Source organism: Streptomyces sp. A01 (genome assembly GCF_059026195.1).
The window spans coordinates 1-26,946 of the sequence record NZ_JBWLKN010000051.1 but is presented as its reverse complement, the minus strand read 5'-3'; the positions used below and the strand labels follow the sequence as shown (position 1 = coordinate 26,946).

Here is a 26,946-nt window from a genome sequence, read left to right as displayed (position 1 = left end):
CTGATTCTGTGCTGACTTGAGCGCCCCAGAACAGTGTTTCCGCAGGTGGGAGCTTTGTAGTGCACATTCCGGTTCAACGTGTGACCGACCCGTTGCTATGCGCTGGGTGATTCGTCAAGCGTGCAGGTCAGGAGGGGGCGACTCCCGAGGGGGTCGCCCCCTTCGTCGTCACTGTGCTGGATGGTGCTGGATATTGTGACGCCGGATCAGCCGGTGTCAGGTGTCGTCAACGGTGGAGCGGTGTTCGACGTGTACGACCCAGACCACGAGTTGGCCGTTGTCGATCGTGTAGACGACGCGGCAGTCGCCGACTCGCAGGCGGCGGCGCTCCGGCTGCGATACGAGTGCGGTCGTACTGAACCCGAGAGGGTCGCTCTCCAGCTCGGTCAGCTTGGCCAGGATGCGCAGGGCCATGTCGCGAGGGATCTTCCGGAGTTCGGCCTGCGCCTCGGGCCGGAAGACGGTCCGGTACTCACTCACTGCGCGCCAGCGTCTCCCTCATGATGTCCTCGATCGGGATACCGGGTGCCGGGTTGGCCATGCGTTCGTCGATGATCCGGTTGATCTCGCGCTCTTCCCACTCCTGATATTTGCGCAGCACCTCGATGGAGACGATGGCGGCGACTTCCTTGCCTCGGCGTGTGATCACTGTGGGAACGTCGTCGCGGTCCGCACGCTCCACGACCTCCGCCAGGTGTGCGCGCACGTCGCGGATCGACTCTGTGGGCAGTGGCTGCGTCATGCGCCCAAGCGTACCGACTGTCTCATGTGTACACGATGGCGAGAGTGTGTTACCTCGGTCGCGTGTGCTGGATGTGCTGGATGAACTCGCACCGTGCTGGATGGGTGCTGGATGAGATCCCGCAGATCCGTGTTTTCCCAGGTCGGAGAGGCGTGTCGATGGGACGCCACCTCGTGGGCCCCGTTCGAGAGCGTTGCGGAAGGTACGTTATTCGGTACCACTCGATGTAGGGAGTCAGCTCATGTCCATAACGGCGAGCGAAGCCCGCAAGGCCCTCTTTCCGCTTATCAAGAAGGTCAACGAGGACCACGAGGCCATCGAGATCGTCTCCAAGCACGGCAATGCCGTGCTTGTCTCGGCCGAGGACTATGCGGCGCTGCGGGAAGGCTCGTATCTGCTGCGCTCCCCGGCGAACGCTCGCCGACTGCTCAAGGCGTACGAGAATGCTCTGGGCAACGTCAACGTGTCGGAGCGCGAGCTGATTGATCCGGATGCGGCTGACCCTGCTGCGGGTGCCGCGTGAGGCTCGTTTTCGAGGATCAGGGCTGGGAGGACTACACGTCCTGGCTCAAGAACGACCGCAAGATGCTCGCGCGGATCAACAAGCTCATCGAGGACGTCAAGCGTGACCCCTTCTCGGGGTTCGGCAAGCCTGAGCCGCTGAAGTGCCACTTGCCCGGGGCTTGGTCGAGGCGGATCGACGACGAGCACCGCCTTGTCTACCTGGTCACGGACAGGGAAGTCGTGATCCTCGCGGCTCGGTACCGCTACTGACCGCAGAGCGGTCGTGGGCGAGGTGACGTGCTGGGACACCACGGCGCTGACGTCGGCCGCGCGCCGCCAGATCCAGTACTGCCGCCAGCTCCAGTACTGGCGTCCCGGAAAACTGGCTGAGGCACTCTTCAACTGGTGGGGCTGAGGCTGTTCGGACGGCTTCCGATGTGTTGATGGCGAAGGAACGAACCCATCGGACTGATCGAGACGGAACGGGGAGCCAGGGGCCCCAGGAGTCCAACCTCCGGCACGAGCGAGCCGGATCGCCTTGGCCACGCCAGACGGCAGGACCGGCTCGGCGGGGTGCTCGAACCAGTTGCTCGGGTGTGGCCGGCTCGTCGTGGCCACCAGCGTGGCCCCGGGCCATTTGTGGGTTCCGCTCCAACGTGTAGCCGTACGCATACTGTTCGCCAGTCAATTGACAAGCGTGCGGGACGGAAAGGGTCGGGCGCTGGCGAGCCCGACCCCTTCCGGTCATGCGGCGACCTTGGGCATGCGGCGACCTTGGCGATGTCGCCCGTGAGGGGCGGGCGTACGGCGCTGGACCGTCATCCGCCGCTGGGTGCCGTCGCTGCGGCGGCCCCGGTATTGCATCGATCGGTCCAGAACCTGCTACCGTACGGACATGGCCCGACCGAGGATGTTCGACGAGGAGCGGGCCCTGGACGCGGCGATGCGGGCTTTCTGGGTGAATGGCTACGAGGCCACCTCGACTCAGGATCTGTGCGAAGCCACCGGGCTGGGGCGCAGCAGCATCTACAACACCTTCAGTAGCAAGCATGATCTGTTCGCGCGGGCGCTGGCCCGTTACATGGAGAGCATGACCGCCGCGTATGTGGCCGTTCTTGAGGATGGGAAGCGGTCGGCTGTGGAGCGGCTCCGGACGGTGTTCGACGTGGTGATCGACGGCGAGTCCGAGCGGCGTGTGGAGGGGCGTGGCATCGGCTGCCTGACGGTGAACACCACCGTGGAGCTCGCCGGACGCGACCCGGAGGCGGCCGCCATGCTGGAACGGGATCTCGCGCGTCGGCTGGATGTCCTGAGGGCTGTCATGGAGGCCGGGCAGCGTGCCGGCGACATCGCCTCCACCCGGGACGCCGGCTCGCTGGCGCGGTTCGTCAACGCCGTGATCGGCGGAATGCGGGTCTCGGCCCAGGGGGGCGCCGACCGCGACGCTCTGGAGGCCATCGCGGCTACGGCGATGGACGCGCTCACGGTCTGAGCGTCGATCCTCGTCCGATTGCCGATTGCCGATTGCCGATTGCCGATTGCCGATTCCGCGTGCCCGGGTGTCCCGGTGTCCGCGTGTCCGGGTGTTCACGTATGTGGGCCGGGTGCGTTTGTTGCGCCTTGGCGGGTTTTTTGTGGGCAAGTTTTGAACCGTACGTTACAAAATCGACAGACAACGGGAGCACCTGCCATGCCACGTGCCATATACGTGCTGGCCATGGGCATCTTTTCCATGGTCACCAGCGAGTTCGTCGTCGCTGGACTGATGCCGCAGATGGCTGAGGGACTGGACGTCAGCGTCTCGCAGATCGGCTTTCTGATCACCGCGTTCGCGGTGGCCATGGCCTTCGGCGGGCCGTTTCTTACCGCCGCCGTGCTCCGGATGCGCCAGAAGTCGGCGCTGATGGTGCTGTTCGGCGTCTTCCTTCTGGGTAACGTGCTGGCCGCCACCGCGCCCAACTACACGCTCATGGTGGTGGCTCGGGTCATCACGGGCGTCGCCTCACAGGCGTTCTTCGGCGTGTCCCTCTCGCTGTGCGCCCAGTTGACGCGGCCGGACATGCGCGGCCGGGCCATCGCCGTCGCCATGAACGGGCTGATGCTCGGCACACTGCTCGGGCTTCCGCTGTCCACCCTGATCGGCGAACACCTCGGCTGGCGAGCGGCCTTCTGGGCCATCACCGTGATGACCGTCGTCGCCGCGCTGTGCACGATCGCCGGCGTGCCGAACGTGGAACGTTCGGAGGACGGCGGGAACTTCCGGGAGGAACTGGGCGCCTTCAGGAACCCCAGGCTATGGCTGGTCCTCTCCACCTCCACTCTCATCATCGGTGCGACATTCTCCGCGTTCAGCTACTTCAACCCGATCCTCACCGAGGTCACCGGGTTCAGCGCCGGAGCGGTACCGCTCCTTCTCATCGCGTACGGCGCTGCCACCGTCGTCGGGAACAACATCGTCGGGCGCCTCGCCGACCGGCACACCGTCAGCGTTCTGCTGGGCGGCCTGCTCCTGAACCTGTTCTTCCTCGTCGGATTCGCGCTGCTGGCCCATGTCGCGGTGCCGGCGGTGGTGTTCATGATGGGCATCGGGCTGGTCGGCATCACGATGAACCCGGCGATGATCACCCGCGTCCAGCGCGCCGGAAACGCCCGGGCCCTGGTGAACAGCGTCCACTCCTCCTTCATCACCCTCGGCATCATCATCGGCTCGTCGGTCGGAGGCGTGGGCATCAACCACTTCGGGCTGCGGGCGCCGGTGTGGATCGGCGCCGCCATGGCCGCGATCGGGCTCCTCACGCTCATCCCCGAACTGCCTCGCTGGCGTGCGAGGGACGCAGAGCCCTCCCCTCCGGCCGCGCAGCCCGCTCCGCCGGCTTCCGTTTCCGCTGCGGGGGAGCCCGTGCTGAGCATGGCGGACAAGGCCGTCTGAGATCCCGGGTGGCCGTCCTCGGTCCGTGGTCGGCTACGGAAGCGGGGCGCGTGCGCCCGCACTTGTTCGCCGTAGGGACGGGTGGGTGCGGGCGCACGCTGGGTGGTCGGGGTTGTTCAGCTACGGCCGATGAAGTCGGTGATCTCGTCGTGGAGGCCGGTCGTCACACGGGTGTTCCACCGGGTGGCCGCCTCCCCGATCAGCTCCCGGCTCGACTGCCGGCTGTGCCGGGCCGCCGCACGGACCTCGTCGGGCCGGGCCGAGGCGGTCGTGGCGAGGTAGCGGTCCTGGTCGGCGGCGGGCAGATCGGCTTCCATGGCCCGGCTGGGGGTGAGCCAATGGGCTGTGGAGCCGCGTAGCAGGCGGCAGAGCTGGAGCTGCTGCGGGGCGACGGCGGTGTGCAGCAGGGCGTGGGCGCGGCCCGTCTCGCCCCGGGCCAGCGCGTGGGCGAGCATCCGGGTCCAGTTCGTCAGCTCGTCGGTGAGCTGTCGCGCCGTGTCCGTGGGCACCGGCGGCTGGAAGTCGGCGAGTTGGCGTGCGGCCTCGGTCAGGCTGCCGTCGCGGTCGAGAAGCACGGCCGCTTCGGGGTCGGGCAGGTGCACCATGCCCCGCCAGTCCGGGATCTCGGCGATGCCAGGCCCGGCGGGGGTGAGGTGGAACTCCCCGCGCATCAGATCGTCGAAGTCGCTTTTACCGACCAGGTCAGTGTTCGGGTCGTGCATGAGGTGCGTCTCAGCGTCGCGTAGGGGCACGCGACGCTGAGGATCTCTAGACCCCGTCGGTGTGGTTCAGCAGTCTCAGTACGCGCTCATGGAGCGTGCTCACGCTCTCGATACCTGGTCGAAGGTTTCGTCGATGGACGAAGACGGCAAGGTCGAGGACGACGTGGGCGAAGCAGTAGGCCAGAGCACCGGGGCCGGCGACCCGCGCGCCGGCGGTGCAGAGCATCTGCACCGCCTCAGGGGTGATGTCGTGGGCGCTCAGAAGCGTTGCGTAGTCGAAAACCCTGGTGCCGCTGCCAAGCGCTTCCATGTCGATGACACCGCTGACACGATCTGCGTGGAAGAGGATGTTGCCAGGGCGGAAATCGCCGTGGACCAGGTCGCCGGTGGGCAAAGTGACAGGTCCGTGGGCAGCGAGAAGCCGCTCGCAGGCGTTGACGAGTTTCTGCCCGGTTGGGCCGGTATCGGCCGCCTGCTGCCACAGGTCCTCATGCCGGTCGGTCATGCGGTCTGTCACGTACTGCGACCAGCACCTGTGCGGGTCGGGATCGAGGCTCGCGTGCGTCTCCAGGAGGTCGATCAGCAATTGGGCCTCGCTTGCCGCCACTTGATTCGGGCTGCGACCAGTTACAAAGTCCTGAATCTGGTACCCGAAGCCGTCTGTGCTCGTGCCGACGGCGAGCCATGCCGGTGTTGGATACCCGGCAGCGCGGATCTTCGCAACTCCCTCAGCGGCATGCTCGATCTGACGAGCCCAGGCGCGGGCGGGGCTCCATTTCAGTACCGCTCGTCGGCCGGTGTTGTCGGTCAGGAGCCACGCTCCTGACTGGACCCCGTCATCGAATCGGTGATGCAGCTGGAACCGGGTGTCATGCGCGTGGTTGGCCTCGCTCAGCACAGCCTGGGCAGTGCGCGTATAAGCTCGGTCAGACATGTTGCTCTGGGGCATCAGGATCTCCTGGACAAGTCAAACGAGCCGCAGTCGGATGCCGACGGCGGCGGAGCGAATGTTTCGACCGCCGGTCAGGCCGACGGCATGGGAGATCAAGCCACCTACCGAACGTTACTGAGCCTTGATAGTGAGAAGCAAAGACATTTCCGCTTCGTGCGCCGGGCGGACAATGCAAGCGACGGCGGGCGGGTGGGCCGCTCGATGCCGGCGCCGCTGAGAGGCGATCTGGACTCACATCTTGCGCACCGAAGGTCACGAGTGGGGCTGCTGGTGTTCAAGGACTCGCACTTCGAGGTCGGCGACGCGTTTGTCGGCGAAGCGGAGGTTGGAGCGGGCGCCTTCGAATCGTTCCTGAAGGGCCCGGTGTTCTTGGGTCAGCTGTTGGACCCGACGCTTCAAGGTGGTGTTCTCGGTGGTGAGCCGTTGGACGGAATCGCCTGGGACCATCTGATCGAAGACGACGGCGAGGATGCCGTACATGTTGGTGTAGGCCATCTTCAGCGGGGCCAGTCGTTCGATGAACTCCCGGCCGTCGAAGGTGTCCACGTGGTCTTCCCGGACGTAGACGTAGCCCTGTGCGACGGCGGCCTCGGCTTTTCCGCGACCGGCGGGCCTTCGCCGCGTCCAGCGGCTGACCGCGAGGGGCTCTCGTACGGAAGTACCCGAGTCCCACGGGAGGACCCGAGCCCGTAGGGAAGGTCCGGAGCTCGGGTCCAAGTAGCGGGGCGCGGAGGTGCACGCCTCGGAGTCGCCTGCGTCGCGGGGGTCCGCGTCGCAGTCGGCCGGTCCGGTCATCGCCAAGCTGTCATGCCGGTGACCGGCGGTGCGAGCCGGTGGCTCAGAAGGTGAAGACCGGTCCCTTCTCGCCCCGCATCACGCACTCGTTGGCGAAGGTCTCCGAGTAGGACACCCGCTCGCCCTGCCACACGCCGTGGGCAGTGATCACGACCGGGTCCCAGATGTACGTACAGATGCGGCCCGGGTCCTGATCGGTTACGGCGCTGACGTTCCCTTCCACGTCCCGCAGCTGGGCGCACGCCTCTCGCGGAGTGGGGTGGTCACCTTGGGGCTTGGGGGCGCAGCGCAGCAGCGCGGCACGCTGCACCGTGGCGTCGCTCGCGTTCTCGCCCTTGGCGATCGTGAGCACCAGCGCCGACGGGCGGGAGGGCCGGTCTGTCTGTGCGGGCTCGGCGTTCGCGGCGGTTCCCGTGCCCAGTGCGGCCACACAGCCAACCGATAAGACGGCGCCCAGGACGACTCCTCGCCTAGACCACATGTCGAACGCTCCTTCGTTGGATTGCTGATACCGGAGACGAGCCTTACTCCGTGCACCGGGCAGCGGCGAATCCAGCGCCCGTATCTCAGCCGGTCACGACGGCCGTACGGTGGCTCATTGCGCATCGGCGCAGCGCTGCCCGGGGGCGCCGCGCGTTACCTGGCTGGGTGGACGGCGGTTGCCGGGCCCGCGCGGCCGCCACCTTCAGCATCTGATGTCCCTCGGGTCACGCCATCACCCGTGTCGGCCACGTCCCGTCATCACCAAAAGGCCGGAACGCAGCGCTCCGTCGGGCCGTACAGGCGGCGGGCCATGTGGTTCACAAAGGGAATGGCATGTTCATGGCCTATTAGGTCGTTATGGCCGGATGTGCGGGTTGTTGGGGCGTCCGGCCTCGGGGTAGCGTCCGACACGTTTTCACCCCGGCCGCCAACGCCCGTCGGGAGGCGGGCCGGGCCGGAGGGGAAAGCCGTACGCAGCTGCGACATCACGTCCACCCCGAGACAGGGAGGCACATTGATGGGCACCATGCGAGGACACGCCAGAACGTCGTTGAGCCGGGTACTGCCGGTGGTACTGCTGGCGGGAGGGGTCGTGGCGACCTGGCCGTCGGCGGCGAACGCGGCCCCGCCGACGACGTGTCAGGGCCGTAGCGCCACAGTCGTCGGCACGGACGGCGATGACCGGATCGAGCTGAAATCCGACACACCGCTGGTCGTGACCACGGGAGCCGGTAACGACACGATCATGCTCGGTGGCAGCGGCAGCCACACCGTCTGCTCCGGTGACGGCGCGGACGTGGTCTCCGGTGGCAGCGCGGCGGACCGGATCGACGGTGGAACGGGCGACGACTACCTCGACGGTGGTGGGGGAGCCGACATCATCATCGCCGGGCCGGGCAGCGATTCGCTCGTCGGCGGTGCCGGAGCCGACGTACTCAACGGATCTCAGGGGCAGGACTGGTTGGACGGCGGCACCAGTGCGGACACCCTCAGCGGAGGGTCCGGTGCCGACTTCCTCAACGGCGGATCGGGTGGCGACCGGCTGCGGGGCGGAACGGGTCCCGACAGCGCCTACGGCGAGGAAGGTGCCGACACGATCGCCGGTGAGGGCGGAGCCGACAGCCTCAACGGCGGCGAGGACGACGACAGCCTCAACGGCGGCGACGGCACGGACACCCTCTCGGGCGACGAGGGTGACGACACGCTGACCGACCCAGAGGGCACCAACGACTGGGGCGACGGTGGCGAGGGCTCCAGCGACCGCTGTGACGTCAGGATCGAAACGCGGCTCAACTGTGAGGTGCTGTTCTGAACCGCTGAACCGCTGAACCGCTGAACCGCTGAACCGCTGAACCGCTGAACCGCTGAACGGACTCGTCGCGGTGCCCGACCCCCATCGGGCACCGCGTCGGTGTGCTCCACGGGCCCGGACCCGGACCCCGGGCGGCGCGCGCTCAGACCTTCGGTTTGCCCTTCGTGTACAGCCACGTCTGGAACAGCTCGCCAAGGTCGTCGCCCGACTCCTGTTCGCACAGGTCGATGAAGTCCTGGGTGCGGGCCGTGCCGTGCCGGTGTTCCTTCGTCCAGGTGCGCAGGATCGAGCGGAACGTCTTGTCGCCGACGGCCTTGCGGACCTGGTGCAGGACCATCGCGCCGCGCCCGTAGACCGGCGGGTCGAGGAGCTGTGCCGCGCTCGGCGGGGTGCCGGGCGGGAAGTCCCAGATTCCTTCGCTCTCGTCGTCGGTGCCGTCGTAGAAGTCGTCGAAGATCTCGTCCGCGCTGCGGCCCTCCTCGTCCATCTCCTCCTCCCACAGCCACTCCGCGTACGTGGCGAAGCCCTCGTTCAGCCAGATGTCGCCCCACGTGCGAGGCGTGACCGAGTCGCCGAACCACTGGTGGGCCAGCTCGTGGACCTGGAGGTACTCATCGGGGGCGGAGCTGTAGTACGGCTTGCTCTGGGTCTCCAGCGCGTAGCCGAGGTCGGGGTTGTGGTCGACGATGGCGCCGGTGGAGGAGAAGGGGTACGGGCCGAAGAGGCCGCTCTCCCAGTCCATGATCTCGGCGAGGTCGTCCGCGACGGCGGTGCTCTTCTTCGCCTGGTCGGGGTCGATGGCTACGTAACTCGGCACGCCCTCCTCGGTGGAGTGGACGTCGAAGGACCCGACGGCGACCGTGGCCAGGTAGCCGGCCATCGGCTCCCCGCTGTGCCAGTCGAAGGTGGTGTGGCCGTCCTCGCTGCGCCGCTGCCGCAGCTCGCCGCCCGCGACGGCCGTGTACTCCTCGGGGACGGTGATGCCGATGTCGTACGTGGCCTTGTCGGACGGGTGGTGGTTGCCGGGGAACCACGCCATGGACCCGGAGGGCTCGCCGAGGCCGACCGCGCCGTCGTCCGTCTCGATCCAGCCCTCCGCCCCTCCGTCGGCGCCGACGATGGTCTTCGGGGCGCCCGTGTACTCGACGGTGGCGGTGAACGTACGGCCTTTGGCGAGGGAGTCGCGCGGGGTGAGCGTCAACTCCGTGCCTTCGCGCGCCGTCTTGGCCGGCTCGCCGTTCACGGTCGCCTTGCGGACGCGCATTCCCGCGAGGTCCAGATTCAGGGAGCTGAGCGGGGCGGTGGCGCGGGCGGAGATCTTCGCGGTGCCCGTCAGGTGGTTGGCTTCCGGGTCGTAGTCGAGGCTGAGGCCGTAGTGGGTGACGTCGTAGCCGCCGTTGCCGAGCTTCGGGAACAGCTTGTCGCCGACGCCCGCCGCGCCCGGTCTTCCCGCGTCGTCGGCGCCCGGGCCGGACGCGCCGTCACACGCCACGCAGGCGACCAGCAGCAGGACGCAGGGCAGTGCTGCCCTCAGCGTGGGACGACGGGACAACGGGGTGCTCCTAGGTTGTGCGGGATGAGGTTGTGCGGGATCGCAGGTCTGCGGGCCTTCAGGACTTCAGGTCTTAGATCTGCGGATCTGCGGATCTGCGGGTTTGCGGATCTGCGGGTCTGTGCCATGACAACGGGGCATGAGCGCGGTTGTCGAGCCGCTGCGACGCGGTGGTGCCCCGGATGGCGGACTCGTCGCCCCGGAAAGCCCCGATGTCAGCAATGTGACGCCGTGTGTCATCCCGATTTGACTGGCACGTCGGTGCCACGCGCTGAAGCATCTCATGCCATTGCCTAGGCAGTTATCTGTCATACGCCTGCACCCCTGCGTCACCGTAGCGTGGTGCTGCGCTCGGGGGAGCACCAGAGGGCTTCACACCACCCTCTCTGTCGCGCGGGACGGGTTTAGCACACTGGTGTCCCTCCTTGTTTCCTTCCGGGGGTGTCCGCGACCAAGTCGGCACCCGCGATACGCAGCTGATGCGATCCGTGAACGAACTTAGGAGGAATGCGACGTGGCGGGTCAGGTAGGGGGGCCACCCGATGTGCGCCGCGTTGACCACGGTCGGAACTCCCAGCTCAACGGCTTGTGCGCGCCGTACACCGGAGTCGGCCGCAGTGCGGTGACGCTGTCGCCGGACGACTTCTTCATCAGTGGTCAAGGTGGGCGTAATTCCACGTACGGACTGCTCAGGGAATTTCGGTGGGTGCCTTACGGTGACCGGAAACCGGGTGACGTACGCCACGTTCACTCGCTCGCCGGAAACCCGGACCGAATAGCCGCCAAGCACCGAGCCCCCGGCATGCCGCGCCCCATGGCGCACGGGGCCGCTGACAAGCGAAACGGGGAAGACAGCCGCGCCGGCTGCCCCGCTCGCCCATTTCCCCGCTCTCCTCTCTCCGCCACTCCCTCCACCACCGAATGTTCCGCCGGCTCCCCTCCGGGTGGCCGGAAGTTCTCGCCAGTGGACCAGGGCCGCGACAAGGACCTGGCGCAGCCCGGAACCGGCTGCCGCGTCCCGTAACCGGGTGCCCGCGGTCGGCGGGCGAAGCGAGCAGCAGGCTGGGGCTGGGCACGTCATGCCGTCGCGACAGGCGCGCTGGGCACTGCGCCGCGATCGAGAACACCAACCGAGAAGGCCAACCGGGCACCGGACGCGTCCCCGCGTGACCCAGGAAGGGTGAACCGACGATGGGCCGGATACGACCCACGCTGGCGCTCGCCACCGCACCCCGTGAGGCGGCCCGCAGGCACCCCGATGTACCGATGTACCTGGACCAGCCGCTCGACCTGTTCCCCGAGGCCGGGGACACGCTGGACTTCGCGACGTTCGCCCGGCTGGTGGACCGCGCGGCGCGGCAGCTCGCCGGGGCGGGTGTCCTCCCCGGCAACCGCGTGCTGGTCACCAAGCGCGCCAACTTCGACATCATCCTGCTCGCCTTCGCGTGCGCCAGGGCGGGCGCGGTGCCGATCCTCACGCACGCCGGTGTCGGGGCGAACCCCCTTGGCCTGCACGTGTCTCGGGGCGAGCCCAGCACGATCGTCACCGACGCCGCGACCGAGGAGTCGGGGGCTCTCGACGAGGTGCCCGGGGAGGCGCCGGTCCGGCTGTACGTCGGGAAGCCAGGTCGCTTCGGCGGCTCGCTCCAGGACCAGCCCGACGGTGAGCTGCCCACCACCGGCGTGCCCCCGAACGACACGCCGCAGCTGGTGACGCACAGTTCCGGCACCACCGGTGTGCCCAAGTTGGTGCTGCACACCGTGGAGAGCTTCGCCGGGCACGCCAAGCCGCAGGTCAACTTCCTGCGCGTGGTCCGGCTCAGGGACCCGTATCTGACCTGCGTCTCGCCCGTCCACGCGCGCGCCATGTCGGGCATGCTCACGGTGCTGGCCGTCGGGCTGCCGCTGGGCTTCATGACCGACCCGGACCCGGCCAACGCGGCGCGGATGCTCGCCCGGGTGCGCCCGGGGATCGTGGAGACCCTGCCGAACGCGTTCATCCGCTGGGAGGAGACCGCCGAGGAGAGCCCCGAACTCCTCTCCCAGGTCCGGATGTTCATCAGCTCGTTCGACGCCGCGCACCCCAGGACCATCCGTACGATGCTGGCCGCCGGGCGCCCGGGTGCCCGCTACCTCCAGGCGTACGGGCAGACCGAGACCGGCCCCATCACCATCAAGCTGCACCGGGCGGAGAAGGGCTGCACGGACGGCCGCTGCGTGGGGCGTCCGATGATCGGCCACACGAAGGTGCGCATCACCGACGAGAGCGGCAAGAACAAGCTCGGCAAGGGCCGGACCGGCGAGATATACGGCAAGTCCGCCGGGGTCACGCCCGCCTACCTCGGCCAGCGCGACCAGCGGGTCGACGGCTGGTGGGCGATGGGTGACGTGGGCGCGCTCAGCAAGCGGGGCTGCCTGCACCTGTACGACCGGATCGTGGACCAGAGCAGTGGCGTGGAGAGCCTGCTGGCGGCCGAGGACCAGATCCTGGAGCGGATGCGGCAGCTGACCGAGGCCGTGCTCATTCCCGTAGCGGAAGGTCCACCCGTCCCGCTCGTGTGCACGCGGGGCGACCGCCCGCTGGACCGCGCCGCGTGGGCCGAGGCGGTCACCGGACTGCCCGAACTCGCCCCCGCCGTGCAGTGCCGGTGGGACGACATACCGCACACCGCGACCTGGAAGGTGAAGCGGCTTGAGGTGGCCAGGCTGCTCGCCTCCGGCGAACTGACGCGGCTCGGGGCCCGGTGAGACAGGCCGCCATGAGAACAGCATCGCGCACCTCAACCGCCCCGTTAGGGACCGGTGCTCCGCTGGCCCCAGCGGCACCGCGAACTACCGAAGAATCGATACACCCGGCAACGCTGTCACGGCCCGCACCTGCGGCGCCGCTCAGGCCGGCGGAGCCGCTCACATCTTTTGTCACGCCCGCAACTGCCGTAACGCTCATACGTGCCGTGCGTTCCGCACCTGCCGTACCGGCACCGGCACCGGCACCGATGTCGGCGTCAACGCCGACTCGCGACGATCCCCACGCGCCGCGCGGCATCCGTGCCGAGACGGAACCCCGCGACCCGGGCGGGGCGGGCCGCTGCCCCGCTGGTCCGCGGCTCCGTCACCGATGTACGCCCACCTGGCCACGGCCGGGCGCTTGCCGCGCCGTACCCGCTCCCCCCGCCGCCCGGGGCGGTGCGGTGGCCGCGGCCGCGTGCGGCTGAGCCAGGGTCCCAGCCGCCTGGGACGTCTTCCGCTGTCTTTTCCGCTGTCCCTGTCCCCAGTACCCACCACGACAACCAAGGGGAGCTCATGAGCGACCACCTCACACCCGGCCACCACCTCCTGCTGGAGTTCGTCGACCTGCCTCAGCTGCTGGACGGTGTGCCCGGCGACGCCGACCTGATCAACGCGGGTCTCAACTCCGGTGACCTGATCCGGCTGGCGCTGGCGCTGGAGGAGCGCACCGGCGAACCGCTGGACGACGACGAGCTGGGGGCGCTGCACACCCTCGACGGCATCAATCAGGTACTCGTGGCGCGCGGTGCGGACGCCGCCACGGTGACGGCGGGGGAGGCCCACTGATGTGGATGGCACATTTCGTCAAGCGCAACCGGCTGCTTCGCCCTGACCGGCTGGCCCTTGCCGACCCCAACCGCCGCCTGACCTGGCGGGAACTGGACGACCGCACCGACGCCCTGGCTTGCGCGCTGCTCGACCGGGGCGCGGAGAAGGGCCAGCGGGTGGCCGTCTGCGCCCGCAGCCGGGTCGAGGTCCTTGAGCTGTACATCGCGGGCGGCAAGGCGGGCGTCGTCGTCTGCCCCATCAACCCGTCCTTCCCGGCGCCCGAGGTCGAGCACATCGTCCGCAACGTGGAACCGGTCGGGATCTTCGCCGAACAGCAGGTCTTCGACCGCGTCGGAGACGCCTTCGGCGACGGCTGGCGCGTGTCGTTCGGCTCCGACACGTACGAGGAGATGGCGGCCACCCCGGCCCGCGAGCTGCCGCTGCCCCGCCAGGACGACATCTTCGCCATCCTCCACACCTCGGCGACCACCGGGCACGCCAAGGGCGTTGCCGTCACCCACCGGTCCATCTCCGCCTGCTACACGGCGATGGCCGCCGAGGTCGGCTTCTCCGCGGACGATGTGATGGTCAACCCCTGCCCGCTGTTCCACGGCAGCGTGGTCATCGGTCTGGCCCTGCTCGCGGCGGGCGGCGCGCTCGTGCTGGAAACGGAGTTCACGCCGCAGCGCTGGCTCGCCGACGTCGCCGAATACCGGGCGACGAAGACGTTCCTGGTGCCCTCGATGGCTCGCTTCGTGCTGCGGACGAAGGCGTTCCAGACCGCCGACATCTCCAGCCTCAAGGACATCATGTTCGGTGGCGCCCCGATGCCGGAGGAGCTGCTGCGGGAGTGCCTGAAGAGCTTCCCGTGCCCGATGCGCAGCATCTACGGCATCACCGAGGGCGGCGGCCCCATCGCGACGCACGCCTTCCGCGAGGGCGAGTGGCCCTTCGGCACCGACAGCACCGACGCGTCCGTGCTGCCCACCGCCGGCCGCATGCTGCCCGGCTACCACATCGAGGTGCAGGACGACTCGGGCAAGCCCGTGCCGACCGGCGAGGTCGGTGAGATCTGCGTACGCGGCGACGGCAGGATGCTCCTGTACTGGCGTAACACCGACGCGACGGCGAAGGCCGTGCGCGGCGGCTGGCTGCGCACCGGCGATGTCGGTTACGCGGACGAGAACGGTTACCTCTACCTGGTGGACCGGCGCAACGACGTCCTGATCCGGGGCGGCCAGAACGTCTACCCGGCCGAGATCGAGCGGGTGCTCGCCACCCAGCCCGGGGTGCGGGACGTGGCCGTCGTCGGGACGCCGAACGACGAGTGGGGCGAGGTGCCGGTCGCCTTCGTCGCCGCCGGTGACGAGCCGCCCACCGTCGCCGCGCTGATCGGCGCCTGCGCCGCCGAACTCGCCAGCTACAAGCGGCCGGCCGCCGTCCGCTTCGTCGAGGAGATCCCCCGCAACGGCGCGGGCAAGCTGCTGCGCCGGGTCCTGCGCGACCAGCTCGCCGAAGAAGCCAAGGCGAAGGAAGCCAAGGCAGCCGGAGCCAAGGCGGCGGGGGCGGCGAACACAGCGAACGCGGCCAACGCGGCCAACGCGGCCAGCGCGGCCACCACAGCGAGCGCGGCGAAGGAAACCGAGGTGGCCGGGGCCGGTCCCGCCGGGCGCGGCGCTGTCCGCTCAGGGAAGGCGTGAGCCGGTGCGAGTCGCATGTGTGGGAGGTGGGCCCGCCGGGCTCTTCCTCGCACTGCTGCTGTGCCGGGCGGGCGAGCAGGCCGACGTCTTCGAGCGCAGTCCGGCCGACGCCACGTACGGCTTCGGCGTCGTCTTCTCCCGGCTGAGCCTGGCCAGGCTGCGCGCCACCGCCCCCGACGTGGTGGCCGCGCTGCTTGAGCACGGTGCCCGGTGGGAGGACGTCGAGGTGCGGCGCGGCGGCGTCTCGGTCCGCTCCGGCGGGCACGGCTTCGCGGCGGTGGGGCGCCGGGCGATGCTCGGCACCCTGCGCCGCCTCGCCGAGGAGGCCGGGGCCGGGCTGCGCTACGGCACCGACGTCGACGCGGACGAACTGCTGGACCGTTACGACGTCGTCGTGGCGGCCGACGGGGCGGGCAGCCGCACCCGCGCCGCGCACGCCGAAGCGCTGGGCGCCCGGGTCACGCCAGGGACCAGCCGGTACGCGTGGTTCGGCGTGGACCGGGCGTTCGACGCGATGACGTTCCTCTTCGCCGACAGCGAGCACGGCCCGGTGGGCGCGCACGTCTACCCGTACGAGGACGGCAGGTCCACCTTCCTCGTCGAGATCGGCGGCGAGGACTGGCAGTCGGCGGGTTTCACCGACGGCCACACCCAGCCGCCGGGCTGGAACGACGACCAGGCGATGCGGTTCTGCGCCGATGTCTTCGCCGACGATCTCGCGGGCGCCACGCTGCTCGGCAACGGCTCCCGCTGGCTGACGTTCTCCGGCGTACGGGCCGAGCGGTGGTCGAAGGGGCGGCTTGTGGGCATCGGCGACGCCGTGCACACCGCGCACTTCTCGGTCGGCTCGGGCACCACCATGGCCCTGGAGGACGCGGCGGAACTCGCCCGCTGCCTCACCACGCAGCCCGGTGCCGAGGAGGCGCTCGCCGCCTTCGAGACCGCCCGCCGCCCCACGGTGGAGAACATCCAGCGCGCCGCATGGGCGAGCAAGCGGATGTGGGACCACCCCAGGGAACACGGCGGCCTCGACACCGGAACGCTCATGCTGCGGCTGCTGACCCGCACCGGGCAGGCCCCGGCCGACCTGCTGCTGCGGGTCGATCCCGGGCTGCCCGAGCGGACCGGGGTGCCCCTGACGCCGCTGCCCGGGGGACCGGTGCCGGTGCTGGCGGCGGCCGGGACGGGGGAGACGTCCGGCGCCGGGCCGCGTGCGACGCTGATCGGCGCCGACGCGTGGCGGGCGGAGCCGGGACCGGCCGAGCGGCTGCTCGCTGACGCCGTTGAAGCCGCGGATGCCGCCGAGGGCGGGCCCGTGGTGCTCGAACTTCCGCTGGAGGACCCGGCGGCGGACCAGGGCGCGCTGCTGGACGGGGCGGCGCGGCGGCTGCGTGAGCTGCGCGCCGCGGTGCCGGGCGGCACGCTCGGCGTGCTGGTGCGGCCGCCGCTGGCGGAGACCGAGGAGGCCGTGGGCCAGGTCGCCGAGGGCGTGGCGAAGCTGGCCCGCACCGTCGCCCTCGACGTGGTGGCTGTCGCCCCCGGGGCGGCGAGCGCCGCGATCAACCGCACCACCCAGCTCGTGCTCTGCGAGCGCGTCCACAGCGGCACGGAAGTGCGATGCGCCTACGTGTGCGGCCCGGGGGAACTGAGCCAGGGCTGGGCCCATGTGCTGGGGGGCAGGGCCGACGCGGTCTGGACCGTGACCGGGGGAACACGGTGACCCAGGCCGCCACCGCACGGGCACAGGGAGCCGGACGGACCCGCCCGCTCCCGCACACCGCTCCGTCAGCACGCACGGAAGCGGGCATGCGCGCACGTACGGGCACACGCACCCGCGCGCGTACGTACACACGCACTGCCGCGCGCGCCGAAGCGAGCACCACCGCACGTACCGGTGCGAGCGCTACCGCACATACCGGTGCGAGCGCCAACGCACGCACAGCCGCACAGCCGCATGCGCACACCCATGCACGGACGACCCGTGCGCATGACCACGCGCACGCCCAATTACGCACTGATGCACGCACCTATGGAGGAGAACGGTGGGGATGACCTCGACGGACATGACGGGGGCGGCCAGGAGGGAGCGATCGGAGACCGGTCGCTGGACCACTCCGGCCGGTGTTGAGGTGATCCGTACAACGGAACGCACCGGCAGCGCCGCGGCGGCCCGCGCACAGTTGGAGGCGGCGCTCGACGAGCGCCGCGGCATGGTCCTCTTCCGGGGACGCGACCGGATCATCGGCTACGTCGACCCGCCGCTGGAGATCGCCGCGCGCGGCGACCGGCTCACCGTGCGCGCCCTCAACGGCCGCGGCAAGGTGCTGCTGCCCGCCATCGGCTCCGCGCTCGCGAAGCTGCCGGGATCGGTGGACGCCGACGGCGACACGCTGCGCGTGCACGGTGGCACCCCGCACGGCGTCTTCGCCGAGGAGGACCGGACCCGCCACGTCGGCGTCTTCGCCGCCGTACGGGCGCTGATCGCGGCCCTAGCGGTGCCCGACGACCCGCTGCTCGGGCTGTTCGGCTCGTTCGGCTACGACCTGATCTTCCAGGTCGATCCCATGGACGCCCGCCAGCACCGCGACCCCGACGACCGGGACATGGTGCTGCACCTCCCGGACGTCATCCACGACTTGGACCTGCGCAGCGACGAAGCGGTCCGGCACCAGTACGACTTCGCGTTCGACGGCGCCAGCACGCAGTGGCTGCCCACCGCCACACCCGCCCAGGCGTTCGTGCCCGGACGGCCGTCCCAGGGCAGCCGCGACCACAAGGTCGGTGAGTACGCCCAGGTCGTGGACGCGGCGATGCCGCTGTTCCGCTCCGGGGACCTGTTCGAGGTCGTGCCGAGCCAGGTGTTCCAGCACGCCGTCACAGCCGCCCCCGCGCAGCTGTTCCGCCGCCTGTACGAGCGCAACCCCGCGCCGCACAGTCTGCTGATGAACCTCGGTGACGGCGAATACCTCGTCGGCGCCTCCCCGGAGATGTTCGTCCGGGTCAGCCGGGGCATCGACGCCGACGACGAGCGGCTGCTCGTGGAGTCGGCGCCCATCAGCGGCACGGCGCAGCGCGGCGCGAACGCCCTCCAGGACGCCGAGCGCATCCGCGACCTGCTCAACTCCGCCAAGGACGAGCACGAGCTGACCATGTGCACGGACGTCGACCGCAACGACAAGTCGCGCGTCTGCGTTCCCGGCACCATCAAGGTCACCGCCCGGCGCAGCATCGAGACGTACTCGACGCTGATCCACACCGTCGACCACGTTGAGGGCGAACTGCGGCCCGGCTTCGACGCGCTGGACGCCTTCCTCGCCCACCTGTGGGCGGTGACCGTCACCGGCGCGCCCAAGCTGGCGGCGGTGGAGTTCATCGAGCGGCACGAGCGCTCCCCGCGCCGCTGGTACGGCGGAGCGGTCGGCCGCATCGGCTTCGACGGCTGCCTGGACACCGTGCTGACGCTGCGCACCATCCAGATCCGGGACGGGATCGGCATCGTCAGGGCGGGCGCGACCCTGCTGTATGACTCGACCCCCGGCGACGAGGAGCGCGAGACCGAACTCAAGGCGAAGGCCCTGCTTGAGGTCCTTTCCGGGGCGACACCCCCGGTGGCGCGCGCCGAGGTGCGCGAGCGGCCCGGCACCGGGAAGAGCGTGCTGCTCGTCGACCACCGCGACTCGTTCGTGCACTGCCTCGCCGGGTACTTCCGCGAGACCGGCGCGGACGTGGACACCTACCGCAGCGGCGGCCACCTGGAGCTGATCGAGGAGCGGCGGCCCGACCTCGTGGTGCTCTCGCCGGGGCCCGGCACTCCCACCGACTTCAAGGTCTCGGCGACGCTGGCCGAGGCGGACCGGCTCGGCATCCCCGTCTTCGGCGTCTGCCTGGGCCTCCAGGGCATCGTGGAATACCTCGGCGGCGAGCTGGCCACACTGCCCGCGCCGGTCCACGGCAAGCCGTCCCTGGTGCGGCGCACCACCGCGGAATCGGGCGTGCTCGCCGGGCTGCCCGAGACCTTCGAAGTCGGCCGCTACCACTCGCTCTACGCCGACCCCGCCCACATCCCCGACGGGCTGCGGGTGACCGCTGTGACGCAGGACGGCGGCGTGGCGATGGCGGTGGAGGCACCGGAGCGGCGGCTGGCCGCCGTGCAGTTCCACCCCGAGTCGATCATGACGGGTGAGGGAAGGACCGGGCACCAGGTCGTGGCCAACGCGGTCGCGCAGCTGACCCGTACATCCCGGTGAACGGACGCGCACAGGCGCTGTTCGGCGGCTCGGTGACGGTCGCGCACGCGGCCGTCGGCGAGCTGCCGTTCAGCGGCCTTCCCGCAGAGGTGCGCGCGGAGCTCCCGGGCTTCGCCGCGCCGCTGCGGCGGGGCACGTACGCGGCGGGCCGGCTGGCGGCCGCCCGCGCCACCGCCGCGCTCACCGGGGCGCCGCACTGGCCGCTGCGGGACAAGCGCGGCGCCCCGCGCTGGCCGCACGGCGTCCGGGGCTCCCTCAGCCACACCGACGACGTGGCCGTCTGCGCCGTCACCACGGAGCGGGGGCTCGCTGTGGGCCTGGACATCGAGCCACTGGCCTCCGCGCCGGGCCTGTACGCGGCGCGGCGCTACGTCTGCACACCCGGCGAACTCCGGCGCGTGGCGGCCGCGGCCGACCCGGAGCTGGCGGTCCTGCGGATCTTCTGCGCCAAGGAGGCGCTGTACAAGGCCGTGCCCGTGGCACGGCAGGAGGGCCTGTCCTTCCGCTCCGTGGAACTGGAGTGGACCGTCCCGGCGGCCGACGGCGACCCGGTGGCCGAGGGTGGCCCGGTGGTCCTCACCGTCGGCGGCGAGGCGCCCCCCGCCGCCCTGCGCGGCGGCTCGGCCCGCTGCTCGGTCATCGACAACTGCGTGGTGGCGGCGGTCCGGCTGCCCCTGCCCAAGCCGACCGGCCGCACGGAGCCCACCGCGGCAGCAGACCCCGCCGCTCCCACAGCCCCAGCCGGCCCCTCAGCGACCACCAGCCCTCCCAGACACCGTCACCACCACCACCGCAGACCGCACTGACACCACTGCCTCCAACGACCGCACACCAACACCAACAACACCACCACCAACACCAACAACACCACCACCAACACCAACACCACCGACCGCACCCACGCTGACTCCACTGACGGAGCGAAGCCCCCTGCCCGCGCGTGTGCCGTAAGCGCCCAGAGACCTCACGTCCTGAAGAGCCCTGAAGTACTCAGAGAGGAGAGCGGCAGGCCCGCCCGGCCCCGCCGCATACGACACGCCATGAACACACACTCGACGGAAACCTGGCGCTCCCTTCCCGCCGCGCAGCAGCCCGACTGGCCCGACCAGCAGGCACTGCGCGAAGCGATCACCGACCTGGAGTCCTACCCGCCGCTTGTCTTCGCCGGCGAGTGCGATCAGCTGCGCGACCGGCTCGCCGCCGTCGCCCGGGGCGAGGCGTTCCTCCTCCAGGGCGGCGACTGCGCGGAGACCTTCGACGCCGTGAGCGCCGACCAGATCCGCAACAAGCTCAAGACCCTGCTCCAGATGGGCGCCGTCCTCACCTACGCCGGGTCGGTCCCGGTGGTGAAGGTCGGCCGGATGGCGGGCCAGTACAGCAAGCCGCGCTCCAAGCCCACTGAGACCCGTGAAGGCGTCACGCTCCCGGCCTACCGGGGCGACTCCGTCAACGGCCTGGAGTTCACCGAGGCGTCCCGCACCCCGGACCCGCAGCGGCTGAAACGCATGTACCAGGCGTCGGCCGCGACCCTCAACCTGGTGCGCGCCTTCACCACGGGCGGCTACGCCGACCTGCGCCAGGTGCACGCCTGGAACCAGGACTTCGTGAAGTCCTCACCGTCCGGGCAGCGTTATGAGGCGCTGGCGAGCCAGATCGACCGTGCCCTGAGCTTCATGCACGCCTGCGGAACGGACCCGGAGGAGATGCGCACCACCGAGTTCTACGCCTCACACGAGGCGCTGGTGCTCGATTACGAGGCGGCGCTGACCCGGGTCGACCAGCGGACCGGAGAGCTGTACGACCTGTCGGGGCACATGGTGTGGATCGGTGAACGCACCCGCCAGCTGGACGGCGCACACGTGGAGTTCTTCTCCAAGATCCGTAACCCGATCGCCGTGAAGCTCGGCCCGAAGGCGACCGCCGACGAGGCGCTGGCCCTGATCGACCGCCTGGACGAGGACCGCGAGCCGGGAAGGCTGACGTTCGTCGTCCGCATGGGCGCGGGCCACGTACGCGACAAGCTCCCGACCCTGGTGGAGAAGGTCAGGGCGTCGGGCGCGCAGGTCGCCTGGGTGTGCGATCCGATGCACGGCAACACCTTCGAGGCACCCAGCGGCCACAAGACCCGCCGCTTCGACGATGTGCTGGACGAGGTGAAGGGCTTCTTCGAGGTCCACAAGGCCCTGGGCACGCACGCGGGCGGCATCCACGTCGAGCTGACCGGCGACGACGTCACCGAGTGCGTAGGCGGCGAGGTCTTCGCCGACGACCTGCGCCATCGCTACGAGACGTCCTGCGACCCCCGCCTGAACCGCAGCCAGTCCCTCGACCTGGCGTTCCTGGTGGCGGAGACGTACCTGGCGGACTGACCGGCGGGTTCCGGCCGCCTGTGGTGGGGCGGGGTGGGGTGGGTGCGGACCGTGACCGGCGGTTCTTTCTCCCCGGCCCCGCCCCTTCCCGTTTTCGTCCTCAAACGCCGGACGGACTGGAAGGGGCGTCCGACGTCCCGCTCGAATGGGCTGAGGTTGTCCTCAATCGCCGGACGGGCTGGGATTTCGAGCCTGTCCGGCGATTAAGGAGCCGGGGAGCATTGGGGCAGCTCAGTCACTGGCAGGCGGAATGACGAAACCCCGGGTGGGCCCTGCGGGCTTCTTCGGCTCCTCGGGCTGAGGTTTTGGCGGGTCGAGCGACGCGAGGTACTGCTCCGCGACGCTCGCGAGCGCGTCAGCCGTCGTGTCCGTGCGGGTATCGGGATCGGCCTGGTCGTAGACGCGCCAGCGCCCCGTGGGGTCCTCCGGCTGCTGCGGGGCCAGCACGCCGGGGAGCCCCAGGTGTCTGAGCAGAGCGTCGACGCATTTGGCTTGGTCCGCGTTCACTCGTCACCTCATTCCATGATGAACGCGGGCAGCCTAGTCACCTGTGGTGCAGTGTGCGGCGCAGTTGCCCGGCCTGATCGGCCCGCAGCCGCCCGGCACCGGTGTATGCGAACAATTGGCAGCTACGGGCACCAAAGGCTCTGTCGGCGGGGCCCACAGCGCGTTGTCGACGGGGTGGCCTGCCTGTTCGATCAGGGCCATGGTCCGTGTGAGTGCGGTCGGGTCATGACGCGAGGTGTCCGGCCGCTCCGGATAGTGATGTACGAAGCGGCCCAAGGTCTCGCACAGCGACGCGTACGGGTGCGTGTGCAGGATGAGCGCGTGCCACCCCTCGTCAACCACCCGAGACGGCTGAATGGGCACGGTCGGGAATCGAGCGGCGGCCATGACGAACTTCAAGGCTTCGGCCACCACACGCGTAGCCACGGGCTGTCGCATTCCCGGGTTGTTGTCCATGACCGTTGCGACGACGCCCCTGAACGCGGTCGCGGGGAGCAAGGTGCGCAAGTCATGCATGTGCCTACCTCCTGTGTAGGGGAGTCTCACTGGGCCCGGCCTGTCCGGGCGTGCTTTCCTGCGAGGCGGTTGTCGCCTCGTGGTGCGACCCCTCCCTGCGGGTTCGGTGACGCGGTCATTGGCGGCGCTCGCACTTCAGCTCACCCCATACGCGTTTCCCCCACCGCAGTTCGTCGGTGCCCCAGCGCCACGTCAGCGCTTCGACGATCGCCAGCCCCCGTCCGCTTTCGTCCCCCGCCTCGGCCGTACAGGTCTCCGGCGCCCGCTTCGACTTGTCCACGACAGCGATGCGTACGAACTTCTCCGTCGGCCGGGTGACGGTCAGGCGCAGGAACCGGGTGCTGGTGTGGGTGACGGAGTTGGCGACGAGTTCCGAGACGACGTGGATGCCCGCTTCCACCAGGTCGTCCAGGCCCCACGCGGATAAGGCCGTACGGACCAGCGCGCGGGCCGGTGCGGCGCTCTCCGCCGCGCAGGGCAGGGTCTCGGTGTATACAGGGTGTCCGGTGCGACGAGCGGTCGTGGTCACAGTCATCAGGACCTCTTGGTGGTGTGCGTGGTAGATGCGGCCCGCACCGTGGGGGAGCCGCCCGGCCAAGTAGGGAGCCTGGGACAGGATCGAGCCGTTCCAGACGGCTTTCGATAAGTGAACCGGTCGTCACGGTGAGTAGGTACGGTAGAGCGCAGGTCGAGCGGTATACGCGGTTTACAGTTCCGAACCGGAGGTGATCGTGGCAGCGCAGAGAGAAGCCCACTCCCGCATGCGCGAAACCATCGAGGCGATCGGCTGCACGTACGAATCCCTGGCAAAGGACGTCCGACGCGTCGCCGCAGAGAACGGCGAGATCCTTCAGACCAACAAGTCAGCCGTCTCCCACTGGGTAAACGGCGTTCGCCAGCCCACCGGCCGGACTGGTCAGTACCTCGCCGAGGCACTGTCCCGCCGAGCAGGGCGCATCATCACCCAGGCTGAGATCGGCTTACGCGCTCCGGAAGCCAACGGACCGGACGAGCTTGACCCCGTCCACGCTGCCACCGACCTGGGCCGCGCTGATGTCGAGCGCCGCCGATTCCTCGCGATCGCCGCCTTCACCACCGCTGGCGTCGCCATGCCGCTCACCTACGACCACGAGTGCACCGCCCGCATGCTTCGTGCCCGTACCGGCAAGGCCATGGTCGGCTTTGGAGGACGTGGAGGTTGTACGCCACGTCACCGCAGCCTTCTGCGTGGCCGATGAGCGCCTCGGTGGTGGCCATGGCCTGACCACCGTCACTGCATACCTTGCCGACACCGCAGCGCCCATGCTCCGGGGACGATTCCCCTCCGAACTCTTGCGCCAAGCGGCCTTCGGTGCCGTCGCCGAGCTTGCCTATCTCGCGGGGTGGAAACACCACGACCTCGGCCATGAAGGCCTCGCCCAGCGCTACTACCAAGTCGGCTACCAACTCGCCTGCGAGGCGGACCCGCACGGCCACGCCACCTGGATGATGCGCGCCCTGGCTCACCAGGCGCTCAGCCTCAAACAGCCTCGTCACTGTGTCGATCTCGTCGAAGGTGCCCTTGCTCGCGGCCTCGGGCATGTCGACGGCCAGACCGAAGCCCTCCTCCATATCACCCACGCCCGCGCCTACGCCGCCATCGGCGAGAAGTCCGCCGCAGCTCGCGCCCTGCTTGTCGCCGAAGACGCTCTCCTCCGAGACGACGGTCCTCAGCCCAGCTACTCGCGCGTCAGCGGCCCGCCTGCCGGCACCGTCGCCAGCCACACTGCCCGCACTCTGACCGACCTCGCCGACCACGTCGGTACCGAACAGCAGCACCGTGACGCGCTCATTCGCTGGGACCCCGCGAAGTACAAGCGCGTCCATGCACTCACCTACGCGGACCTCGGAGACAGTCTCGCCGCCCAGGCACGCGCTGACGAAGCGGTCGCCACTTGGGGCCAAGCTCTGACACTCATGGAGGGCATGACATCCGACCGAACCCGTAAAGCGGTCGCATCGCTCACGTCAACGCTCGCCGTCTACCGGCGTCGCCGAGTGCCCGGAGCTGCTGAACTGGCCCGCCGCGCACAGGAAGCAATGATCTAGCATGCCCCTCCCCAAGTCTTCGCTACGTGCGAGCGGGGGAGCTGCCAACTTGGCCGACGAAGGGACCACCGTGGCTCAGCCGACCGACGATCAGCCCAAAGCCCTCACACCCGCATCAGAGTCCATGACCCTGCTGGTCGCCGCCGTCATCGTCCACGACAAGGTCACCGACCGCGTCGTCCTCCTCCAGCGCGGCGAAAACGCCAAGTTCGCCCAGGGCATGTGGGATCTGCCCGTTGGTAAGAGCGAACCGGGTGAGCCGATCACCGAGACCGCGGTGCGAGAGCTCTACGAGGAGACGGGCCTCACGGTGAAGCCCGAGTCACTGAAGATCGCCCACATCATCCACGGCGCCTGGGGTGTCGAAGCTCCGAACGGCTTCCTCACAGTCGTTTTCGTGGCTCACGAATGGTCCGGCGAGCCCGAAAACCGCGAACCGCGTAAACACTCCCGCGTCGCATGGGTCCATGCCAACGCCGTCCCCGAGGCGTTCGTGAGGTCCACGGCCAGTGCTCTTCACCGCTACCTCGACGGCGGTTCTCAGGTCTCCCTCGACGGGTGGAGCTGAACGACGCTGAGGCCGATTCGCGGGAAACACACACCGGTTGGCCGCGCGGGACGCGGGCCAGCCGGTCGTCGTTTTCGAAGTCGTCTCACTTGGTGGTTCGCGCTTACCGCCCTGCGGCCTGACCGGCGGCTCTGGAGCCACCCTCGTGAATGACTCCTACAGCCCGTCCGGCACCAGATTCTCGATCACCTCGTGCCGGGAACGACGAATGGTCCCTGTCCAAGAGTTCGCGGCACGCGCCCCACCACACCCTGGCGCGGTCGCCGGTATTCGCGTGCCGAGGCGATCACCACGCGATACGATACGTCTCGCCTCGCTTGATGTCGGACACGTAGGAGGAGCATCATGGAACGCTTCATCAGCGCAGCGCCCGGTGTACGTCTGTGGGCGGAGGACCGTGGTGCGGCCGATGCGTCTCCGCTGCTGCTGATCATGGGTGCGCAAGCGTCCGGCGTGGGCTGGCCGGACGAACTGGTGGACACGCTCGCCTCCCGCCATCACGTGATCCGCTACGACCATCGCGACACCGGCCGCTCCACCTGGTCGTTCGACCAGCAGTCCTACCCCCTCACCGAGCTCGCGGAAGACGCCATCACGGTGTTGGACGGCTTCGGCGTCGACCGCGCCCACATAGTGGGCATGTCACTGGGCGGCATGCTCGCCCAACTTCTCATCGCCGACCATCCCGAACGACTCCTCAGCGCGACCCTGATCGGCACGAGCGCGCTGAGCACCACCCCGTATGTGCACCCGGACGGGAGCCGGACCCCGCCCGAAGAGCTGCCCGGCATCGACCCCCGCCTCATGGAGATGTGGGCCCGCCCTGTGGAGGATCACGGCTTGGAAGCCGAGTTGGAGCGGCGAGTCGAGCACTGGCGGGTCCTGGGCGGTGACCAGCTTTCCTTCGATGCCGAATACGCACGCGCCCTGGAGCGGCAAATCATCGAGCACACCGGGCACTACGCGACCAGCACCGCGCACGCCCGTGCCGACGCCTCCGGCATGGACCGCACCGAACAGCTCGCGCGGACCAGCGTGCCCACCCTCGCCATCTCCGCACCGGCCGAACCAGTCTGCCCGCCACCCCATCCCCACCACCTCGCCCAGGTGATCCGCGGCGCACGCGTCGTCGAAATTCCCGGCATGGGCCACGCACTGCCCCGCGAGGTGCATACTCCGCTGGCCACCGCAATCCTGGACCACACCACCAAACGCTGATGTGGAGCAAGGAGGGTCGCCAGCACCACGGCTCCGCCAACCCAATGGAGACGTTCTCTCAGTCCTAACCCGCGATGCTCACCTGCGGTTCGCCCGACTCCACGCCATCCTTTTCCATCTGTTCGGCGATCTTCATGGCCTCGTCGATCAGGGTCTCCACGATCTTCGACTCCGGCACGGTCTT

At 69.5% G+C, this 26,946-nt stretch carries 25 protein-coding genes and 2 pseudogenes; 16 read left to right on the top strand and 11 right to left on the bottom strand.

What is annotated here, in order from left to right:
- Nucleotides 1-216: 216 nt before the first annotated feature.
- Together AC5P1B_RS34740 and AC5P1B_RS34735 are read right to left on the bottom strand one after the other, a co-directional pair.
- Nucleotides 217-480, bottom strand: coding sequence for a type II toxin-antitoxin system RelE family toxin (locus tag AC5P1B_RS34740; protein ID WP_493892014.1), 264 nt, complete (start codon nucleotides 478-480; stop codon nucleotides 217-219).
- A complete protein-coding gene (locus AC5P1B_RS34735; protein WP_493892013.1) occupies nucleotides 473-742 on the bottom strand; it encodes a type II toxin-antitoxin system Phd/YefM family antitoxin in 270 nt (89 codons plus the stop codon). Before AC5P1B_RS34735 ends, AC5P1B_RS34740 begins: the two co-directional genes overlap by 8 nt.
- Before the next feature lie 241 nt (nucleotides 743-983).
- Here AC5P1B_RS34735 and AC5P1B_RS34730 point away from each other — a divergent pair, with 241 nt between their 5' ends.
- From AC5P1B_RS34730 to AC5P1B_RS34710, 5 genes are all read left to right on the top strand, one after another.
- Nucleotides 984-1,265: a type II toxin-antitoxin system Phd/YefM family antitoxin gene (locus AC5P1B_RS34730; protein WP_493892012.1), complete on the top strand. Its 282-nt coding sequence runs from the start codon at nucleotides 984-986 to the stop codon at nucleotides 1,263-1,265.
- Complete coding sequence (locus tag AC5P1B_RS34725) at nucleotides 1,262-1,516, top strand: Txe/YoeB family addiction module toxin (RefSeq protein ID WP_493892011.1); 255 nt, start codon at nucleotides 1,262-1,264, stop codon at nucleotides 1,514-1,516. Before AC5P1B_RS34730 ends, AC5P1B_RS34725 begins: the two co-directional genes overlap by 4 nt.
- 13 nt (nucleotides 1,517-1,529) lie before the next feature.
- On the top strand, nucleotides 1,530-1,661 hold the full coding sequence (locus tag AC5P1B_RS34720; RefSeq protein ID WP_493892010.1) for a hypothetical protein: 132 nt from the start codon (nucleotides 1,530-1,532) through the stop codon (nucleotides 1,659-1,661).
- A gap of 480 nt (nucleotides 1,662-2,141) precedes the next feature.
- Nucleotides 2,142-2,738 carry a TetR/AcrR family transcriptional regulator gene (locus tag AC5P1B_RS34715; protein ID WP_493892009.1) on the top strand — a complete coding sequence of 199 codons (597 nt, stop codon included), beginning with the start codon at nucleotides 2,142-2,144 and terminating at the stop codon, nucleotides 2,736-2,738.
- 198 nt (nucleotides 2,739-2,936) lie between these two features.
- Nucleotides 2,937-4,175, top strand: a complete 1,239-nt coding sequence (locus AC5P1B_RS34710; RefSeq protein ID WP_493892008.1) for an MFS transporter — start codon at nucleotides 2,937-2,939, stop codon at nucleotides 4,173-4,175.
- Between the two features lie 116 nt (nucleotides 4,176-4,291).
- Here AC5P1B_RS34710 and AC5P1B_RS34705 read toward each other — a convergent pair whose 3' ends face one another.
- From AC5P1B_RS34705 to AC5P1B_RS34690, 4 genes are all read right to left on the bottom strand, one after another.
- The gene (locus tag AC5P1B_RS34705; protein WP_493892007.1) at nucleotides 4,292-4,897 is read right to left on the bottom strand and encodes a hypothetical protein; all 606 of its coding nucleotides are present in this window, start codon (nucleotides 4,895-4,897) and stop codon (nucleotides 4,292-4,294) included.
- Between the two features lie 46 nt (nucleotides 4,898-4,943).
- Complete coding sequence (locus AC5P1B_RS34700; protein WP_493892006.1) at nucleotides 4,944-5,846, bottom strand: phosphotransferase family protein; 903 nt, start codon at nucleotides 5,844-5,846, stop codon at nucleotides 4,944-4,946.
- 255 nt (nucleotides 5,847-6,101) lie between these two features.
- Nucleotides 6,102-6,644 (bottom strand): hypothetical protein, encoded by a 543-nt coding sequence (locus AC5P1B_RS34695; RefSeq protein ID WP_493892005.1) that lies wholly within the window; start codon nucleotides 6,642-6,644, stop codon nucleotides 6,102-6,104.
- 43 nt (nucleotides 6,645-6,687) lie between these two features.
- On the bottom strand, nucleotides 6,688-7,125 hold the full coding sequence (locus AC5P1B_RS34690) for a subtilase-type protease inhibitor (RefSeq protein ID WP_493892004.1): 438 nt from the start codon (nucleotides 7,123-7,125) through the stop codon (nucleotides 6,688-6,690).
- 519 nt (nucleotides 7,126-7,644) lie between these two features.
- Here AC5P1B_RS34690 and AC5P1B_RS34685 point away from each other — a divergent pair.
- The gene (locus tag AC5P1B_RS34685) at nucleotides 7,645-8,439 is read left to right on the top strand and encodes a calcium-binding protein (protein WP_493892003.1); all 795 of its coding nucleotides are present in this window, start codon (nucleotides 7,645-7,647) and stop codon (nucleotides 8,437-8,439) included.
- A gap of 142 nt (nucleotides 8,440-8,581) precedes the next feature.
- Here AC5P1B_RS34685 and AC5P1B_RS34680 read toward each other — a convergent pair whose 3' ends face one another.
- Nucleotides 8,582-9,991 (bottom strand): M1 family metallopeptidase, encoded by a 1,410-nt coding sequence (locus AC5P1B_RS34680; protein ID WP_493892002.1) that lies wholly within the window; start codon nucleotides 9,989-9,991, stop codon nucleotides 8,582-8,584.
- A 1,191-nt stretch (nucleotides 9,992-11,182) separates the two neighbouring features.
- On the opposite strand from AC5P1B_RS34680, the gene AC5P1B_RS34675 reads away from it, so the two are divergent.
- From AC5P1B_RS34675 to AC5P1B_RS34645, 7 genes are all read left to right on the top strand, one after another.
- Entirely contained in the window at nucleotides 11,183-12,739 is a 1,557-nt protein-coding gene (locus AC5P1B_RS34675; protein ID WP_493892001.1) for a class I adenylate-forming enzyme family protein, read from the top strand.
- Between the two features lie 555 nt (nucleotides 12,740-13,294).
- Nucleotides 13,295-13,567, top strand: coding sequence for an acyl carrier protein (locus AC5P1B_RS34670; RefSeq protein ID WP_493892000.1), 273 nt, complete (start codon nucleotides 13,295-13,297; stop codon nucleotides 13,565-13,567).
- Between the two features lie 5 nt (nucleotides 13,568-13,572).
- Nucleotides 13,573-15,249, top strand: a complete 1,677-nt coding sequence (locus AC5P1B_RS34665; RefSeq protein WP_493891999.1) for a class I adenylate-forming enzyme family protein — start codon at nucleotides 13,573-13,575, stop codon at nucleotides 15,247-15,249.
- A 4-nt stretch (nucleotides 15,250-15,253) separates the two neighbouring features.
- Nucleotides 15,254-16,969: an FAD-dependent monooxygenase gene (locus AC5P1B_RS34660; RefSeq protein ID WP_493891998.1), complete on the top strand. Its 1,716-nt coding sequence runs from the start codon at nucleotides 15,254-15,256 to the stop codon at nucleotides 16,967-16,969.
- 328 nt (nucleotides 16,970-17,297) lie between these two features.
- Nucleotides 17,298-19,496 carry an anthranilate synthase component I gene (locus tag AC5P1B_RS34655; RefSeq protein ID WP_493891997.1) on the top strand — a complete coding sequence of 733 codons (2,199 nt, stop codon included), beginning with the start codon at nucleotides 17,298-17,300 and terminating at the stop codon, nucleotides 19,494-19,496.
- Complete coding sequence (locus AC5P1B_RS34650) at nucleotides 19,493-20,302, top strand: 4'-phosphopantetheinyl transferase family protein (protein ID WP_493891996.1); 810 nt, start codon at nucleotides 19,493-19,495, stop codon at nucleotides 20,300-20,302. Before AC5P1B_RS34655 ends, AC5P1B_RS34650 begins: the two co-directional genes overlap by 4 nt.
- 234 nt (nucleotides 20,303-20,536) lie before the next feature.
- Complete coding sequence (locus AC5P1B_RS34645) at nucleotides 20,537-21,865, top strand: class II 3-deoxy-7-phosphoheptulonate synthase (RefSeq protein ID WP_493891995.1); 1,329 nt, start codon at nucleotides 20,537-20,539, stop codon at nucleotides 21,863-21,865.
- Between the two features lie 231 nt (nucleotides 21,866-22,096).
- Here AC5P1B_RS34645 and AC5P1B_RS34640 read toward each other — a convergent pair whose 3' ends face one another.
- The 3 genes from AC5P1B_RS34640 to AC5P1B_RS34630 form a co-directional block, all read right to left on the bottom strand.
- The gene (locus AC5P1B_RS34640) at nucleotides 22,097-22,372 is read right to left on the bottom strand and encodes a hypothetical protein (protein ID WP_493891994.1); all 276 of its coding nucleotides are present in this window, start codon (nucleotides 22,370-22,372) and stop codon (nucleotides 22,097-22,099) included.
- 33 nt (nucleotides 22,373-22,405) lie between these two features.
- A complete protein-coding gene (locus tag AC5P1B_RS34635) occupies nucleotides 22,406-22,888 on the bottom strand; it encodes a glycine-rich domain-containing protein (protein ID WP_493891993.1) in 483 nt (160 codons plus the stop codon).
- Between the two features lie 115 nt (nucleotides 22,889-23,003).
- Nucleotides 23,004-23,423, bottom strand: a complete 420-nt coding sequence (locus tag AC5P1B_RS34630; protein ID WP_493891992.1) for an ATP-binding protein — start codon at nucleotides 23,421-23,423, stop codon at nucleotides 23,004-23,006.
- 196 nt (nucleotides 23,424-23,619) lie between these two features.
- On the opposite strand from AC5P1B_RS34630, the pseudogene AC5P1B_RS34625 reads away from it, so the two are divergent.
- The 3 genes and pseudogenes from AC5P1B_RS34625 (at nucleotide 23,620) to AC5P1B_RS34615 (ending at nucleotide 26,762) form a co-directional block, all read left to right on the top strand.
- Nucleotides 23,620-24,976 (top strand): annotated as a pseudogene (locus AC5P1B_RS34625) (NsdA family TPR-like regulatory protein).
- 1 nt (nucleotide 24,977) lies between these two features.
- Nucleotides 24,978-25,544: an NUDIX domain-containing protein gene (locus tag AC5P1B_RS34620; protein WP_493891991.1), complete on the top strand. Its 567-nt coding sequence runs from the start codon at nucleotides 24,978-24,980 to the stop codon at nucleotides 25,542-25,544.
- Between the two features lie 345 nt (nucleotides 25,545-25,889).
- Nucleotides 25,890-26,762, top strand: coding sequence for an alpha/beta fold hydrolase (locus AC5P1B_RS34615; RefSeq protein WP_493891990.1), 873 nt, complete (start codon nucleotides 25,890-25,892; stop codon nucleotides 26,760-26,762).
- Nucleotides 26,763-26,826: 64 nt separating this feature from the next.
- Here AC5P1B_RS34615 and AC5P1B_RS34610 read toward each other — a convergent pair.
- Nucleotides 26,827-26,946 (bottom strand): annotated as a pseudogene (locus AC5P1B_RS34610) (flavodoxin-dependent (E)-4-hydroxy-3-methylbut-2-enyl-diphosphate synthase); the annotation flags it as partial.

Bases quoted from the DNA above. Each gene is read 5' to 3' on its own strand.
- AC5P1B_RS34735 (WP_493892013.1), bottom strand. From the start codon at position 742: ATGACGCAGCCACTGCCCACAGAGTCGATCCGCGACGTGCGCGCACAC.
- AC5P1B_RS34730 (WP_493892012.1), top strand. From the start codon at position 984: ATGTCCATAACGGCGAGCGAAGCCCGCAAGGCCCTCTTTCCGCTTATC.
- AC5P1B_RS34715 (WP_493892009.1), top strand. From the start codon at position 2,142: ATGGCCCGACCGAGGATGTTCGACGAGGAGCGGGCCCTGGACGCGGCG.
- AC5P1B_RS34710 (WP_493892008.1), top strand. From the start codon at position 2,937: ATGCCACGTGCCATATACGTGCTGGCCATGGGCATCTTTTCCATGGTC.
- AC5P1B_RS34705 (WP_493892007.1), bottom strand. From the start codon at position 4,897: ATGCACGACCCGAACACTGACCTGGTCGGTAAAAGCGACTTCGACGAT.
- AC5P1B_RS34700 (WP_493892006.1), bottom strand. From the start codon at position 5,846: ATGCCCCAGAGCAACATGTCTGACCGAGCTTATACGCGCACTGCCCAG.
- AC5P1B_RS34695 (WP_493892005.1), bottom strand. From the start codon at position 6,644: ATGACCGGACCGGCCGACTGCGACGCGGACCCCCGCGACGCAGGCGAC.
- AC5P1B_RS34690 (WP_493892004.1), bottom strand. From the start codon at position 7,125: ATGTGGTCTAGGCGAGGAGTCGTCCTGGGCGCCGTCTTATCGGTTGGC.
- AC5P1B_RS34685 (WP_493892003.1), top strand. From the start codon at position 7,645: ATGGGCACCATGCGAGGACACGCCAGAACGTCGTTGAGCCGGGTACTG.
- AC5P1B_RS34675 (WP_493892001.1), top strand. From the start codon at position 11,183: ATGGGCCGGATACGACCCACGCTGGCGCTCGCCACCGCACCCCGTGAG.
- AC5P1B_RS34670 (WP_493892000.1), top strand. From the start codon at position 13,295: ATGAGCGACCACCTCACACCCGGCCACCACCTCCTGCTGGAGTTCGTC.
- AC5P1B_RS34665 (WP_493891999.1), top strand. From the start codon at position 13,573: ATGGCACATTTCGTCAAGCGCAACCGGCTGCTTCGCCCTGACCGGCTG.
- AC5P1B_RS34655 (WP_493891997.1), top strand. From the start codon at position 17,298: ATGACCTCGACGGACATGACGGGGGCGGCCAGGAGGGAGCGATCGGAG.
- AC5P1B_RS34645 (WP_493891995.1), top strand. From the start codon at position 20,537: ATGAACACACACTCGACGGAAACCTGGCGCTCCCTTCCCGCCGCGCAG.
- AC5P1B_RS34635 (WP_493891993.1), bottom strand. From the start codon at position 22,888: ATGCATGACTTGCGCACCTTGCTCCCCGCGACCGCGTTCAGGGGCGTC.
- AC5P1B_RS34630 (WP_493891992.1), bottom strand. From the start codon at position 23,423: ATGACTGTGACCACGACCGCTCGTCGCACCGGACACCCTGTATACACC.
- AC5P1B_RS34620 (WP_493891991.1), top strand. From the start codon at position 24,978: ATGCCCCTCCCCAAGTCTTCGCTACGTGCGAGCGGGGGAGCTGCCAAC.
- AC5P1B_RS34615 (WP_493891990.1), top strand. From the start codon at position 25,890: ATGGAACGCTTCATCAGCGCAGCGCCCGGTGTACGTCTGTGGGCGGAG.